The sequence below is a fragment of the Paenibacillus sp. VTT E-133280 genome (assembly GCF_002264385.1).
In the GTDB taxonomy this organism is placed as follows: domain Bacteria; phylum Bacillota; class Bacilli; order Paenibacillales; family Paenibacillaceae; genus Paenibacillus_AQ; species Paenibacillus_AQ nitricinens.
In genome coordinates, this window is record NZ_NFUX01000110.1 from 1 (window position 1) to 13,637 (window position 13,637).

Genomic DNA, 13,637 nt, shown 5'->3' on the forward strand with positions numbered 1-13,637 from the left:
GTGTCTTAACCCCTTGACCAACGGGCCTTAGCAAGGTTGTCTTAACGTGACAACAAAAATTATGATACCAGAAATATAAAGACATGGCAAGCATTTTTTTCATACCACTTCAGCCTGTAGCATTCTTCGATGCTTCAATCCTCTCTATAGCCCAATCACGTCTAATCCTTGCCTTGATCTCCTCATATTGTTCCCTGGAGTCGCCGTGTATCTCATGAACATAAAGAAGCTTCCTTCTAGGACCATGATCCTCGTAACGAACAATTTCAATAGTATGATTCACGCAGCAAGCCCACCAAAGATCAGTCCCGCAAGACCGTTATAATAAGACATATCCCCTTGATGTGACTTTTGCATAGGTGATTGAACGTTCTATTTTCCTAATATCCATGTTCCTCACTCCCGCTAACTAACAAAAAAAGAGCCCTTATAGGCTCTAACTTGTGTGTTCTGTCAAACAGATTTATAACTTAACATAATTTGGAACCAAAACAAATGCTTTTTCTTACAACTAGATTAAAAGAAAGCTTTACACTTTAACCTTCAATGTCTTCTTTAAACGGGTTGCGAGCAGCTCCATCAGAACGGCTAGGACTAAAATGAAATACGTTATAGCTCCAATCTCTCTCACATCATAGTAAAATGCACTCGCCATAAACATATCATATCCAATACCACCCGCTCCTGCCGCGGCTCCCATGGCTACTGCTACAGCGAAGTTAATCTCCAGTCGCATAAAGGTCCAAGAAATTAAGTATGTTATGGACGAAGGAATCACGGCTTGAAAGACAATCTGCCACCAGCCCGCTCCACTTGCTTTCAACGCCTCAATCACTCCGTTATCCAGCTCTTCAAATGATTCTGAGTACGCTTTTACTAGATAGCTAATGGAATGAAAGGTCATACCGATGACAGCTGCAACACTGCCCAGACCAGCGGCAACAGCGAAGATAAGTACCCATAGTACGGTAGGAACAGCGCGGATAAAAGCAACGACACTTCTTACGATGGTCGACAACAGTGGGGAGGATAAATTACGTGATGCTAAAAGTCCCAGAAACAAAGCGATCACAGCGCCAAATAATGTTGTTAGAAATGCAAGTCCTAACGTGATTAGCACCTGGTATAACGCATGACTGAAATTGAAATGATTAATAGAAGGTGAAAAGAACATAGTTCGTAGTGTCTGCAGTGTCGAATCAATGGCTGCTCCGAAGTCCAAATCTTTATAATCAAAGGAGAAAAATCCATACACGGTTAGAAAAGCGAGCACGAGCAATGTCATTATAATCGCAAACGAGCCTTTGTTGAACGGCTTTCGCGGGATCAACTCATCTGGGGAGCGATCATTGTAGTGCTCTCGTTCATAGGGGGCTCGAACAGCTTCTTGAAGTTCCATACTACAAAATCACCCTCCTGACATAGTTGGAGACTGCTTCAATGATAAATATTACGGCTATAATTGCGATCACTACTAGAGAAGCAGAGCTGTAGTTCAAGCTTTTATAATATAAGCTGAATAAAAAGCCAACACCTGTCCCTGTTAATATCCCGATGAGTGTAGCCTGTCTAATATTTGTTTCTATCATAAATAGAATCCAACTAATAAGCTGCGGAATACTGGATGGAATCACCGAATGTACGATAATTGAGAAATAGCTGGCACCTGTCGCTCGTAAAGCTTCCACAGAGCTATTACTAACCTCATCAATAGATTCCATAAAAGCACGGGTTAGAAATCCAAAGGAGCCAAAGAAAAGGGCAAAATACCCTGTCATCACGCTCTGCCCAAAAGAAATCAGTAGGATCATCGACCATGCAGCGACATCAATGTTCCGAAACAAGGTGGCGATCCAGCGGCTCAATAAACTAAATACACCGCCTACACCAGTCGTAGTGGAGCCAAGTATAGCAAAAAAGAAAGCGAATATAGCCGCTACCGTTGTTGCAGCGATCGACACCAGCAAGGTCTCCATTAAGGAATCCAGAATATTAGGTAGCCGCGTCATTGCTTTTGCATTCGGATAAAAGTTGCTAACGGCCCACTCCGCCGCCTTCGGTATAGACGTAAAGCCCTTAACCATATCATATTGTGTAATGATGATTGCAGCCATCGTGATAAGAAAAAGCAATGCACAATAGAGTGACGTGTTTAAACGTTTACGAAGAAAGAACCTATCCTGCATACGTATCCCTTTCTTCCGTCATATATTCATCCAGCTCTGCTCCATAAATGGTTCTCAGCAGTTCATTTGTGATTTCAGATGGAGGGCCATCGTAAACAATCGATCCCTCGTTCACGCCAATAATGCGGTCAGAAAACTTCATAGCTACATCCACCTGATGCAAATTAATAATTACAGTAATCCCCATATCAGAACAAATCCTCCGCAAATACTCCATAATTGTCTTGGAAGCATTTGGATCCAGCGAGGCGATCGGCTCATCACAGAGAAGCAGTTTAGGATTTTGCACTAGTGCCCGTGCAATGCCGACACGTTGCTTTTGTCCTCCGCTCAATTGATCACAGCGCTTATGAACTTGCTCCTGCAGACCAAGAAGGTTCAAGATATGATAGGCCTGCTTCTTCTCTTCCTTCGAATAGAGACCAAGTATGCCTGCCATGGTCGACTTGTAACCCAGTCGGCCATGCAAGACATTCTCAATGACACTTAAACGATTTACGAGATTATAATGTTGAAAGATCATTCCGATTTGAGTTCGAAGCTTCTTTAACTCACTTTTTTTATAATTCATAATATTATCGGTTTCAAACATGATTTCTCCGCTGCTAGCATCGATCATACGGTTAATACAACGAAGGAGAGTGGATTTACCTGCTCCCGAAGGTCCAATAATGGACAGGAACTCTCCTTCTTTCACAGCGAAGTTGACATCAGATAACGCTCTTGTATCCTTGCTGTATTGTTTTGATACGTGCTTGAATTCCAATAACGTTGTCATAGTTAACTCCCTCGTTAGATCAATGTCTTCTTGCTGCCCAATTATTGCGTCAATTCTCTGATCGGATTGAACCATGCATCATCAACGGTTAAGAATTTTTCATTTCCTGATTTTTGCTTGAAAATGCCTGTTTCCTTTGAATCTTTTGGAAGGAAAATTTTCGTATTCTTAGTCACAGCATCAGAGGTAAATAACGTCTCAAGCTTCTTTTGATCTTCTGCGCTTACCGTTTCCGTATTAATTGTAATCGGTGAGTTCAATACCGCTGTTGTAGAAATTAACGAGAATTCCTTACCAATCAAGGTATTGAATGGCTCTGCAGCGCCTTCCTTCACTTTATAAACTGCACCTGGCTTACTGTCTGTTCCGGACTCCAGATCCACATAGTTGGCTACACATGTATCACAAAATGCCGCAACGTCAGCTTTACCAGTCAGCAGGTTAACCGCGGAACCTTGGTGAGAGCCCCCATAAAGTACTTCACTAAAAAATTCATCCTTGCCGCCTTGTAAAAGATCATCGCTCGTAAGGCTCTTGTACTTATCCTGTGTACCAAAATAACCCAAGATACCCGCTACTGGAACTTTAAATCCTGAAGTAGAAGAGTTCGAGACAAATGAGAATTTCTTACCCACAATATTATCGATAGCAAATTTGTCACCAGTCTTGTAAGCTTCTTCTTCCCCTTTTTTCACGCTTAGCCAGCTGTAATACAAAGCATCATCGAGCGTCCCAGACTCCCCACTAGGTACCACCAGCGGAAGTACTTTATCGTTCTTGGCATGTGCTTCAACGTATCCTTGTGGTCCCATAAATGACATATCCGCATTGCCATTTGCGATAGCTTCGATCGCGATTATATAGTCGGTTGTTGTTTGATTAATTACTTTTTTCCCTGTAGCATCGCCAATAAGTTTGGAAAATTCATCGCGAGTAGCTTGCAGATCCGCCCCTGATTCATTTGGATACCATACCATGGTGATTGTATCCTTTGATTTCGTTGTTGAATCTGCTGCTCCAGATGCCTCACTATCATTTGAACTGCAACCTGCTACCGTGATAAGTGATAGTGTAAGAATTGTTGATAGTAACATCTTTTTCACTTGAATTTACCCCTCTCAAATCCTAATTTATCTTTCTTAACTCCATTGTATATCTGGAATATTTTCGTGATATATTCTTAATGTTTACTTTATTTAATTAATTTGTAATTTTTTCGTTATTACTTGAAAGACTCATATGCCCACCCTCGATGTGGTACTCTCGATTACAGAGATCATGCATAAATTCAAGATCATGAAAAATCCCCAGCATGGTCGTACCTTCCTTCATTAGCTGTTCAATCAATATCTTCACCTTAAGTTTAGAAGCTTGATCAAGGCTTGCTGTAGGCTCATCCAATAAGAGAAGTCTTGGCCGCTTCACCATCGCTCTAGCAATATTCAAACGAAGCTTTTCACCACCAGAAAATGTAGCTGGATAGCTGTCCCATAAGCTGCGATCCAGTTCAAAGTGCTCCAGCATACGTACGGTTTCTGCTTCAGCGATCTCCTGCTCATGTCCCATTTCCATGATCGCTTCACGAACAAGCTCTCTTGCTGTTGTCCGCGGCATCACATTCAAAAATTGCGAGACATAACCTATCTCAAATTTTCGCAATTCAATGATCATTCGCTCAGAAGCCGTTGTCAGATCAATGACGCCATATTTCGACGAATGGTACCATATGTTGCCCGTATGAGGCAGATATGTACGGTAGATACATTTCAGAATCGTCGACTTGCCGCTTCCGCTCTTGCCAGTAATCCCAACAAACTCTCCTGCTTGTAAATGCAAGTTCACATCCTGTGCAGCCGGAATATGTTTATTCAGATTATGCAATGTAAATGATTTGGACAGATGTTTGATCGATAACAGATGATCCACGTCATCACCACCTTGGATTAAATTCTGTAATTCGTTTTCTGAATCAGCCTGCCATCTACAATTACACCTGTAACTACTGGGAAGTGATCTGGCTCCAGTCGTTCGATAATCAGTAAATCGGCCTTTTTGCCTACCGTTATGGAGCCGTAATCCTCTGCGATATTCACCGCTTGAGCTGGATGCAAGGTTACTAGCTTAAACATCTCTACTAAATCCAGTGGAAAAGAGCCTGCGAGCTGGAACACAGCATGGAGCATAGAAGCTGGATAATAGTCACTACATAGAATATCGATGCAACCATCCTGCACGGCTTCCGTTGCAGATAAATTACCGGTATGTGAGCCGCCAAGGATGACGTTCGGCGCACCTGCTACCGTGAATAACCCCATTTCTTTAGCCTTGCGAGCAATCTCCAACGTGATGGGAAACTCACTGATCGCCGTCCCGAAGCTCTTCACAAGATCTAACTTTCCCAGTGAATCATCATCATGCGAGGCGATTGCTATGTTTCTCGCACTTGCGAGCTCTGCAATTTCCCGAATCACATCAACAGTCATTTTCTCCTTCGTCTGATGATTCTCGATCAGTACCGCAATCCGATCATCCGATAACGTATCGTAGCCAAGAACCGTTGTCTTGTACACTTCCAGATCACGATATTGACCTTGACCAGGAGTATGATCCATGAAGGAAACAAGATGCACTTTTTCTTCTTCAATGTAGCTTTTCAAATTATCAACTTGGTCGATATTATCAATCTCAAAACGAGCATGGAACCGATGACGAACCAAGTGCTTACGGGTATGTGTGCTATCAATTAAATCAATCAGCTTGCGTACATTTTCCGGCTCTCGAATTGGGCGATATTTGTAATCGGCAGATTTAAATATCGACAAGGAATGGTACATTGTCGTAATCCCATGGCCGATGAGTTCTTTTTCTGTCTCCCGTAGCCCAATCTGGAAATCTATCAGTGAAGTAGGTCTAGGTGCTGTCATATGTTCGATATAATCGGAATGAATGTCGATCATGCCAGGTGTTATATAACCTCCGTTTGCATCGACAACTTCCATATCCACATCTGGTGTCACCTCTCCGCGAGGGATAATCTGAGCAATCCGATCTTCATGGATGAGCAAATCATAATCAACTAGTAGGGCTTCATCCGTAATAATTGTTCCGTTTGTTATTAATAACATCAGATGACCTCCTCCTGAGAAATCTCTATAATAATGAATGGACAAGCTGTTGCGTATAGGCGTGCTGCGGATCTTCAAGTATTTGATCCGTTAAGCCTTGTTCCACGATTCTGCCATCTAACATCACCATCGTTCGATCTGCTAGCATACGGATAACACCAAGATCATGCGATACGAGAAGTATGCTGATCTTCAGTTCACGCTGCAGATGCTTTATCAAGTCCAGCACATTCGCTTGGACAGATAAATCCAGTCCCGTTGTTACTTCATCTAACAGCAGAATGGGAGGATTATTGGATAGCGCCTTGGCGATTTGTACCCGCTGCTGCATACCTCCGGAGAAATTCTTGGGTGCTTCCTTCATCCTTGCAAGGGGAATATGAACACGTTCCAGCAGCTCGCCGCCACGATTCTCCATCATCGCAACGTTTCGATTGCCCGCTGCAATCATCTTCTCGGCAATATTGCCGATAGACGAGAACTTCATCCGAAGCCCTAGTACGGGATTCTGATAGACTTTTCCCATCAGATGATTACGTATAAATTTCTTCTGCTGAGAGGACTCCATGAAAATATTTCGCAGCCCCTCCTTATATTGTTGAATCTGCCCTTCGCCTGATGTAACCTCTTCATCGAAGTATAAACAACGCATCAATGTCGACTTTCCACTTCCACTCTCCCCTACAATCCCTAACACTTCTCCAGGGTATAAATCGAAGGAAATATCCTGACAGCCATACACCGTGCCACAAGTGCGGCAGAAGTTTTTTTCCAATTGACGATGCTCCGGTTGACTGCACTGCTTACAGCCTGGGCCAAATTGCTTATTGAGATGCTTCACGGTCATGATAGGTTTATCTTGCTGACGCTGAGCAATCATGAGATCACCTCTTTTAACACTTTGTTCTCAGCCTGCTGATTCAAGCGATCTAGGCAGTAGCTCGTATCATTGCATTGATAGTAGGTTTCGTCCGCTTCCTGGTCATACAGCTCATCCATGAATGTATCCTCGGCTCCGCATATTTTGCAGCTATGCCCATTGAACGTCTCAGGCTCAAACGGAACATCGTCAAAAGCCATCGAAACCACCTTTGTATAGGGTGGGACTGCATAAATCTTCTTCTCACGACCTGCTCCAAGCAGGATCAGTGCATGCGAATAATGCAGCTTCGAATTATCGAATTTAGGAATGGGACTTGGTGCCATGACATAACGATCTTGTACGCTAACGGGATGATCTGCACCTGTAGAAACGGACCGGTACTTCATAATTTGCTCGAACAACATTAACCAAGCACCGCTGTAGTCATTCTCCCCATGCAGACGCTTCGTCTTTAGCTCACTGGATTCATACATCCGCAGCGGCTCCGGCATCGGAACCTGAAGCACCAGAATTTGATTTGATTTGAGGGGAATCTCTGGAATACGATGGCGAGATTGAATGAGTGTAGCTGCTTCTGTACCCTCTACGGATGGGACTCCTGTCGTTCGGTCGATCAGCTTTTTGATACTAACGGCATTCACAGATTCATCCGAGCCTTGGTCAATAACCTTCAGAACATCGTTTTTTCCAATTAACGACAGTGTGAGCTGCAATCCTCCCGTTCCCCAACCCCGACCGACAGGCAGCTCCCGCGAAGCAAACGGCACCTGGTATCCAGGAATCGCTATGGCTTTTAATGTCGCTCTACGAATTTCGCGCTTTGACCCTTCATCAAGAAATGCAAAGTTATATTGGATTCGCATGGCCTATCCCTCCCTACGCGTCTTGCGCACATCGTTCAGCTTTGCCTGGAATGTAACATAGTGCGGCATTTTCAAATGCGAGATAAAGCCGGTTGATTCTACAGAATCGATATGAAATAGAACGAATTCCTCGTTCTGCGTTGGTATGGTTTTATCACCTTGCTCAAGACTTTTGTCCAAGATGCTCATCGCGATCGCTTTCGTTTCATTCTGTCCATAACACAATCCATAGCCGAACTCTAAGTTTAATTCCTTCTTCCCGTTTTCCCGTTCGACCATGGCAGGAACAAGCATCTCCACTTCTGTCACCTTGATATCCCCGATAAAATAACTATCACCCTCATTATCTGAAGGATACAGCGGGCTATCGATGTATACCGGAAGCAACCCAACGCGGAGCTCTCCGACGGTGGGATGCACCATACCATAGCCTCGAATGACAGCATAAGCGAGTGACGTAAGAGCCCCTGTCTGCCCACGGGTCAAGATTTGGAGCTTCTCACTGCGGCTTGCAGGAAATGTTAAGCTCGTTCGGGTAACATCGTCTGGTTCACTGAAGTCGGTGGGACAGTCAGCAATCAGACCTTCTTGGCGCAGGTAATCCAGCACTTTCGGGACAGAACCGACTTGTGAAGTGATTTCCTGCTCGTCGCCAATCACCTGATCTTGGTTGAATTCCTGGAGCCAATGTTCAACCGTTATCTCCGTCTCATCCATCAGGTCAAAATCCAATAAGCGATGAGAGTAATCTGTAGATGCGCCTAAAATCTGCCCGCCAGGGATATCCTTAAACGAAGCCGAAATTCGTCTTTCGACACGCATCTCATCTGAACTTACGTCTTTTGAATAATGCTTACGAGGCAAGGTCGAGCGATAGGCTCGCAGTAGGAAAACAGCTTCCTCCGGGCTACCTTCCGCTTGCTTAATGGCAAGCGCTGCAAGCTCCTCGCTATATAAGCTACTCTCCGACATCACTTGGTCAACAAGACCACGCATGCCTGCTTTTATGGCTTCAACCTTTAGTACCTTGCCACTACGTAATCGCTCATACTGCAGTCGTAGTAACGATTGTTCAATGGCCTCCGTACCACCTTTCACTGCTACGTAACCCATATGGCTATACCTCCTCTTTCACGACCTGTGTCGTTCTTGGTAAGGCAAGAACTCTATGGTCTACATCTGTAAACAGAAGATCTACACCTAACGGAAACTCACCGTTACGATCAGCACGAAGTTCAACCCAATCTTCTCTCATATTCATAGCTATGGAAGCTGTAGTCAGGATTCCAGGACCTGATAGACGCAATGTTGTACCACCGAATAAATCCTCTACTTCAACAATGATCGTGGCTGCCGCATGAGGATCAATCAACTCACCGACTTTCGCCGCTTGTATCGTTTCAAGCCAGGCACCAGAAACAGCATCCTCCAGCACAAAAATATAATCTGCCGCTTCAATGGCAGCTTCCTTTGCATAGGTCATTTGGCTAAATAAGCTAGTTATCTCTGCTGCTCGCGAAGAAACAATGCTGAAGGTAACTTCTGTATCTAGCAGGGTGCGAGCGATCAATTGAGTACTGGGAAACACGCCTTGATTATCCAGCTTCTCAGCCTCTTCCGAGAGATTTGTGATCGTACCTGGTCTTGACATGCTGTGAACTAATTTGCGGTATACTGATTGAATATCATGAACCATATCGAGCATCATATATGTTCTCCCTTCGGATCTCATTCTGAGTCGGTGTCCATCGTCTCAAAATCTACTTTCGTTTGCATTACTTTAGCGTGTTCTGCTAGATAGGCTTGTTCAAGAAGGGCATGTTCCATATGTAGCTTGGCAGACCATGCCGCTGTCTCCACTAATTCAGCCGCATAAGCCGCGTCAATTACAGCAAGGTCATACGATTTTCCAGGCTCGTCACCCTTAATAAGTCCTACACCCATTTTCCCGGCAATCTGGACCTTACACTCCGTAACTAGCACCTCACCCAAATAAAACAGGCTTTTCTTAGCTGTTTCTCTGACCTTTACCATTACTAGACCATGATTAGGTTCCTCCATTAGGTCAATGTCGTAACGGCCTTTGATCTCATCAGCCAGAACAGCCGCTAGATTAGATGAGCTATTAATTAATGTTTCAGTTCGTTGTCTACGGTTCATTTACGTACCTCCTTCTTTGCTACAGCTCATACGTGAACATATCTCCGCGATACATAATTCTGCTGCATTCAATCATCCGGCCCGTTTCCTTATCCCTGCACTCTGAATTCAGGACTAGCAAGGGAATCAAGCTAGAGCAGGCTAGAAGCTCACGTTCATACTTGATCGGATATGTGATACTTAATATGGATTCTGATAATTGGAAATCTGTATATCCATGTCGTTCATAAAATTCGAACATGGAAGATATCTCCCGACCTACATGTTCAATGTTCGGAAATAGCGATTCCGCCACATAAGAGATATGAAGCGCGACGGGGCAACCATCGATCTTGCGCAATCGCCCTATTTTGAATACACGATCTCCATCACCAATGCCAAGTGTTGCTTCGATCTTATGATTCGACTCCACAGGTTCACAGAATATGTTCATGGATTCATAATTGAATCCGAGCTCGATCATCTTCTTACTGAAGCTTTTGCCACCTGAGAGAGCGAGGGGAATGCGCAGTTTTCTATCCCGAACAAAACTTCCCTTCCCCTGCATGGAATAAATAAGCCCCAGCTCCTGCAATCGTTCGTACGCTTTCCGAGCAGTCATACGTGGAACCTTGAACTGTTCTGCAAGTTCATGCTCAGATGGCAATTTATCGCCAGACACATACTCGCCTGATTGAATAGAAGCTACCAAATAATCAACAATATCCATTTCTTCAGACATTCTGATCACCCCCACAGCAGTAATGACTTGCGTTCCTTCAGTGCAATCACAACTGCAGCGTCAGGACTTTTACTGCCAAGTGTGATAGGATTTTCACCATAGAAGCCATGAAAATCTGTCCCTCCGGTCATGATCAGGTTATATTTCAATGCCAGTGCCTGTGCCTGAAGCTCATCTTCCTCTCCATGCAGTGGATGCCATACCTCAATCCCTTGTAAACCAGCCTGCACAAGCTCATCTACAGCTTCAAAGCTCTGGTATTGACCCGGATGCGCTAGTACAGGAACACCACCTGCCTGAATAATGGTTCGAACTGCATCTCTCGCATCGACATATTCTGTTGGAATATAGGCAATGCCAGGCTGCTCCCCTCGCTGCCCTCGTGAGAATAGCTTTTTATATAAGTCGCCATAAATTCGATCCGTATATCCTTGATCAATCAGCGCATGCATAATATGCTGCTTATACACTCCCGTTCCACCCGCGGCATAGTTCAGCACATCCTCCCAGCAGATGTTATATCCTGCTTCGATTAACCGTTCAGTTGCCAAACGACAGCCTTCATGACGCCGTAAAAGTAAAGGTCTACATAGAACATCAATAGCTTTGTGATCCTGTTCAATAAAATAGCCAAGAATATGAACTCGACGTTGACGTTCAGCATCATAGCCTGATATTTCAATACCTGGGATAAATTCGATGCCATGTGCTCTGCACATCTCGTCCATCTCAGCTAGTCCCTGTGTTGTATCATGGTTGGTAACAGCCAGATGTCCAATTCCCTCTTGAACAGCAAGCTCCAGCAGCTCTGCAAAATGAAGTGAACCATCCGACATTCTCGTGTGACAGTGCAGCTCAACTTTCATAGCTTCCTCCTTCAATTTACTTCTTGAGCCCATTCTAACTTGATGCCAAGTAGCAAGGGTCATGGCAGTGTAAGCGGGACGTTAAGAATTGTAATCATTTAGACATAAAAAAGAGCAAGCCCAGGATGATACTCTGGACTTGCTCTACTCTTCATTTATTACCAACCAGCTATTTTTTATATATGTAATCAATAAATCCTTGGCGTATCCATTCACCTTCGAACTTTCTTTCCAGCACTCGATCTTCCTTATATATTAATTGCATATCATCAAACATAGAATCTGCCTCATGATAATCATAATAAGAGTGTATTACTAATTCATCATCTTCCATTTGTTCATACTGATGTTCTCCTAAATCAACGCCATCACCCACTCGAAAATCTTTAAGGGTAAGAAAATTAACAAATAATAATCCCCCTGATTTTAGCACCCGTTTCATTTCATTTATCGCTTCTTTTACATCTGTTTTTCTCATATGAAAAATAGAGTTATAAGAATACACAAAACTTATAGACTCATCGCTTATTGCCAACTCTCTCATGTTGCCTTGTTGTATGTTTAAAGTCTGGCCTCTTTCTGCTGCGAACTGATTCGCTCTTTTGAGTTGTCCGACATTCATCTCTATTCCATAAGTAGCGTATCCATAATTTGCAAACAAACTTAGTGGAGGAGTATCCCCTCCTGCCCCACAATCTAATATAGTCTTTTTCATGCCACTTTCATTACATAATGCCAAAAATCTGTACAAGGGTATTTGCTTAAAAAGCTCCATGTCTTTCTGCTCCTTTGATTATTGATGCTGATAATACTTTCATTAACTGATCTTATTCAGGGTTAAGATCCTTCTTTTAGTAAAAGTGCTTACTCCCAAGTGGAGCATCTTCGATCGTTGCAATTACTTTATATCCATATTTCTTGTATAATTCGGGCGCTTGAAAACTGAATGTATCTAATTTGATAAAAGCAATCTTATCGGAACATTTTCGCTTCAATGAAACACCTTAAACCTTCTTATCAATTATATGTTTGTTGCTCTTAATTTCTATTCTAAGCATTCTAATTTCATCAATTAAAACATCCATCTTCTTTGACGTATTTGATCCATCGATTGCACTTCGAATTATTAATATAAAAACAGAAAAAATAAATACTAACAAAATAATTCCAAATATTATCAATAATATATTATCCATTAATTACCCTCCTTCAAATGTTTTTCCCCTTACTACAACAGGTGGTTTCCGCAGGTATGAATCTAAGAAGCTGAAGGCACCCAACGAGGGTCCGTATACCCAAACTTGAAAGGCTGTCTGCCTGTCGTACCTTCTTCGACTTTCCTTCTGACCGATCTAGAACTGAATAGCCCGAAGCGTGAATGATATGCACTGGGAGGTTGAGGCGAGTATTTTTAATGTCCTCTTATAACTCCATCATGAAAGATCTCAATTACAAATTCATTGGGTCGATAAAGCCATACATCTGGTGAGACAGCAGTTACATCATTTAAATTCTTTAATGCTGATTCTAATGTGTTTTGTATGACTGGATCTTCGCTATGACTCCACAATACATACATTTCGTTTGAGCAATCAATATATGTTTTGATGTTTTCTATTATTTCTGCCGTTAGTTCTATAAAATCATAATTTAACCATTCAATTCGACCATAAAATGTGATTTTATACTCTGTACTAAAGCCTTTATATATTTCCTTCGATTTCTCTGAACTAAATATAATAGTCTCTGGATGCCAATGATGCATTTGATACTCAAATGCCATTTCTCGAATGTCTTCTATTTGAGTGTACTTCAGTAAACATTCGCCTTTCTCACTCTATTCACCTTCCAAAATATAGAATATGATCATTGATAATTCAGATTAAAAAAGACAAATCACTACTTAAAGTGATCTGCCCCAGGTACTTCCTCAATTCCAGATAATTCGTATTTAGCCACCGCAAAATAATTTCACACAACAAAAAAGAGCTCCCAAAATGGAAGCTCTTCTTATGTAATTCAGAACGGAGAGAGTGGGATTCGAACCCACGCACC

At 42.8% G+C, this 13,637-nt stretch carries 17 protein-coding genes and 1 pseudogene; all 18 read right to left on the minus strand.

All coding sequences use genetic code 11. The features are described from left to right. Positions 1-109 precede the first annotated feature (109 nt). Positions 110-283 carry a hypothetical protein gene (locus CA600_RS31405; protein ID WP_179281772.1) on the minus strand — a complete coding sequence of 58 codons (174 nt, stop codon included), beginning with the start codon at positions 281-283 and terminating at the stop codon, positions 110-112. A gap of 246 nt (positions 284-529) precedes the next feature. Continuing rightward, positions 530-1,399, minus strand: a complete 870-nt coding sequence (locus CA600_RS29005) for a PhnE/PtxC family ABC transporter permease (protein ID WP_094874577.1) — start codon at positions 1,397-1,399, stop codon at positions 530-532. A gap of 1 nt (position 1,400) precedes the next feature. Then, entirely contained in the window at positions 1,401-2,186 is a 786-nt protein-coding gene (locus CA600_RS29010; protein ID WP_094874578.1) for an ABC transporter permease subunit, read from the minus strand. Beyond that, entirely contained in the window at positions 2,176-2,964 is a 789-nt protein-coding gene (phnC, locus tag CA600_RS29015; RefSeq protein WP_094874579.1) for a phosphonate ABC transporter ATP-binding protein, read from the minus strand. Before phnC ends, CA600_RS29010 begins: the two co-directional genes overlap by 11 nt. 41 nt (positions 2,965-3,005) lie before the next feature. Continuing rightward, positions 3,006-4,067, minus strand: coding sequence for a phosphate/phosphite/phosphonate ABC transporter substrate-binding protein (locus tag CA600_RS29020; protein WP_256990054.1), 1,062 nt, complete (start codon positions 4,065-4,067; stop codon positions 3,006-3,008). Between the two features lie 97 nt (positions 4,068-4,164). Further along, a complete protein-coding gene (locus tag CA600_RS29025) occupies positions 4,165-4,890 on the minus strand; it encodes a phosphonate C-P lyase system protein PhnL (protein WP_094874580.1) in 726 nt (241 codons plus the stop codon). A gap of 17 nt (positions 4,891-4,907) precedes the next feature. Beyond that, entirely contained in the window at positions 4,908-6,089 is a 1,182-nt protein-coding gene (gene phnM, locus CA600_RS29030) for a phosphonate metabolism protein PhnM (protein WP_094874581.1), read from the minus strand. Positions 6,090-6,114: 25 nt separating this feature from the next. Next, positions 6,115-6,969, minus strand: a complete 855-nt coding sequence (locus tag CA600_RS29035; RefSeq protein WP_094874582.1) for an ATP-binding cassette domain-containing protein — start codon at positions 6,967-6,969, stop codon at positions 6,115-6,117. After that, positions 6,966-7,835 carry an alpha-D-ribose 1-methylphosphonate 5-phosphate C-P-lyase PhnJ gene (locus tag CA600_RS29040; RefSeq protein WP_094874583.1) on the minus strand — a complete coding sequence of 290 codons (870 nt, stop codon included), beginning with the start codon at positions 7,833-7,835 and terminating at the stop codon, positions 6,966-6,968. The genes CA600_RS29035 and CA600_RS29040 overlap by 4 nt, the downstream gene beginning before the upstream one ends. Positions 7,836-7,838: 3 nt before the next feature. Then, positions 7,839-8,948: a carbon-phosphorus lyase complex subunit PhnI gene (locus CA600_RS29045; RefSeq protein WP_094874584.1), complete on the minus strand. Its 1,110-nt coding sequence runs from the start codon at positions 8,946-8,948 to the stop codon at positions 7,839-7,841. Between the two features lie 4 nt (positions 8,949-8,952). Then, on the minus strand, positions 8,953-9,543 hold the full coding sequence (phnH, locus tag CA600_RS29050; RefSeq protein WP_094874585.1) for a phosphonate C-P lyase system protein PhnH: 591 nt from the start codon (positions 9,541-9,543) through the stop codon (positions 8,953-8,955). Between the two features lie 20 nt (positions 9,544-9,563). Further along, positions 9,564-9,995: a phosphonate C-P lyase system protein PhnG gene (phnG, locus tag CA600_RS29055; RefSeq protein WP_094874586.1), complete on the minus strand. Its 432-nt coding sequence runs from the start codon at positions 9,993-9,995 to the stop codon at positions 9,564-9,566. Positions 9,996-10,014: 19 nt separating this feature from the next. Beyond that, positions 10,015-10,716 carry a GntR family transcriptional regulator gene (locus CA600_RS29060; RefSeq protein ID WP_094874587.1) on the minus strand — a complete coding sequence of 234 codons (702 nt, stop codon included), beginning with the start codon at positions 10,714-10,716 and terminating at the stop codon, positions 10,015-10,017. 5 nt (positions 10,717-10,721) lie between these two features. After that, on the minus strand, positions 10,722-11,582 hold the full coding sequence (locus tag CA600_RS29065) for a PHP domain-containing protein (RefSeq protein WP_094874588.1): 861 nt from the start codon (positions 11,580-11,582) through the stop codon (positions 10,722-10,724). Between the two features lie 169 nt (positions 11,583-11,751). After that, a complete protein-coding gene (locus CA600_RS29070; protein ID WP_094874589.1) occupies positions 11,752-12,357 on the minus strand; it encodes a class I SAM-dependent methyltransferase in 606 nt (201 codons plus the stop codon). Positions 12,358-12,433: 76 nt separating this feature from the next. Continuing rightward, positions 12,434-12,547: pseudogene (locus tag CA600_RS32240) on the minus strand (GNAT family N-acetyltransferase); the annotation flags it as partial. A 39-nt stretch (positions 12,548-12,586) separates the two neighbouring features. Further along, complete coding sequence (locus tag CA600_RS29080) at positions 12,587-12,778, minus strand: hypothetical protein (protein ID WP_094874590.1); 192 nt, start codon at positions 12,776-12,778, stop codon at positions 12,587-12,589. Between the two features lie 215 nt (positions 12,779-12,993). Further along, positions 12,994-13,365 carry a CDI toxin immunity protein gene (locus CA600_RS29085; RefSeq protein WP_094874591.1) on the minus strand — a complete coding sequence of 124 codons (372 nt, stop codon included), beginning with the start codon at positions 13,363-13,365 and terminating at the stop codon, positions 12,994-12,996. Positions 13,366-13,637 lie beyond the last annotated feature (272 nt).

What these genes read in the sequence shown, in the direction of transcription:
- phnM (WP_094874581.1), bottom strand. Translation starts at nt 6,089, where the DNA reads ATGTTATTAATAACAAACGGAACAATTATTACGGATGAAGCCCTACTA.
- CA600_RS29065 (WP_094874588.1), bottom strand. Translation starts at nt 11,582, where the DNA reads ATGAAAGTTGAGCTGCACTGTCACACGAGAATGTCGGATGGTTCACTT.
- CA600_RS29070 (WP_094874589.1), bottom strand. Translation starts at nt 12,357, where the DNA reads ATGGAGCTTTTTAAGCAAATACCCTTGTACAGATTTTTGGCATTATGT.
- CA600_RS29035 (WP_094874582.1), bottom strand. Translation starts at nt 6,969, where the DNA reads ATGATTGCTCAGCGTCAGCAAGATAAACCTATCATGACCGTGAAGCAT.
- phnC (WP_094874579.1), bottom strand. Translation starts at nt 2,964, where the DNA reads ATGACAACGTTATTGGAATTCAAGCACGTATCAAAACAATACAGCAAG.
- phnH (WP_094874585.1), bottom strand. Translation starts at nt 9,543, where the DNA reads ATGATGCTCGATATGGTTCATGATATTCAATCAGTATACCGCAAATTA.
- CA600_RS29040 (WP_094874583.1), bottom strand. Translation starts at nt 7,835, where the DNA reads ATGCGAATCCAATATAACTTTGCATTTCTTGATGAAGGGTCAAAGCGC.
- CA600_RS29060 (WP_094874587.1), bottom strand. Translation starts at nt 10,716, where the DNA reads ATGTCTGAAGAAATGGATATTGTTGATTATTTGGTAGCTTCTATTCAA.
- phnG (WP_094874586.1), bottom strand. Translation starts at nt 9,995, where the DNA reads ATGAACCGTAGACAACGAACTGAAACATTAATTAATAGCTCATCTAAT.
- CA600_RS29080 (WP_094874590.1), bottom strand. Translation starts at nt 12,778, where the DNA reads ATGGATAATATATTATTGATAATATTTGGAATTATTTTGTTAGTATTT.
- CA600_RS29005 (WP_094874577.1), bottom strand. Translation starts at nt 1,399, where the DNA reads ATGGAACTTCAAGAAGCTGTTCGAGCCCCCTATGAACGAGAGCACTAC.
- CA600_RS29085 (WP_094874591.1), bottom strand. Translation starts at nt 13,365, where the DNA reads ATGGCATTTGAGTATCAAATGCATCATTGGCATCCAGAGACTATTATA.
- CA600_RS29010 (WP_094874578.1), bottom strand. Translation starts at nt 2,186, where the DNA reads ATGCAGGATAGGTTCTTTCTTCGTAAACGTTTAAACACGTCACTCTAT.
- CA600_RS29045 (WP_094874584.1), bottom strand. Translation starts at nt 8,948, where the DNA reads ATGGGTTACGTAGCAGTGAAAGGTGGTACGGAGGCCATTGAACAATCG.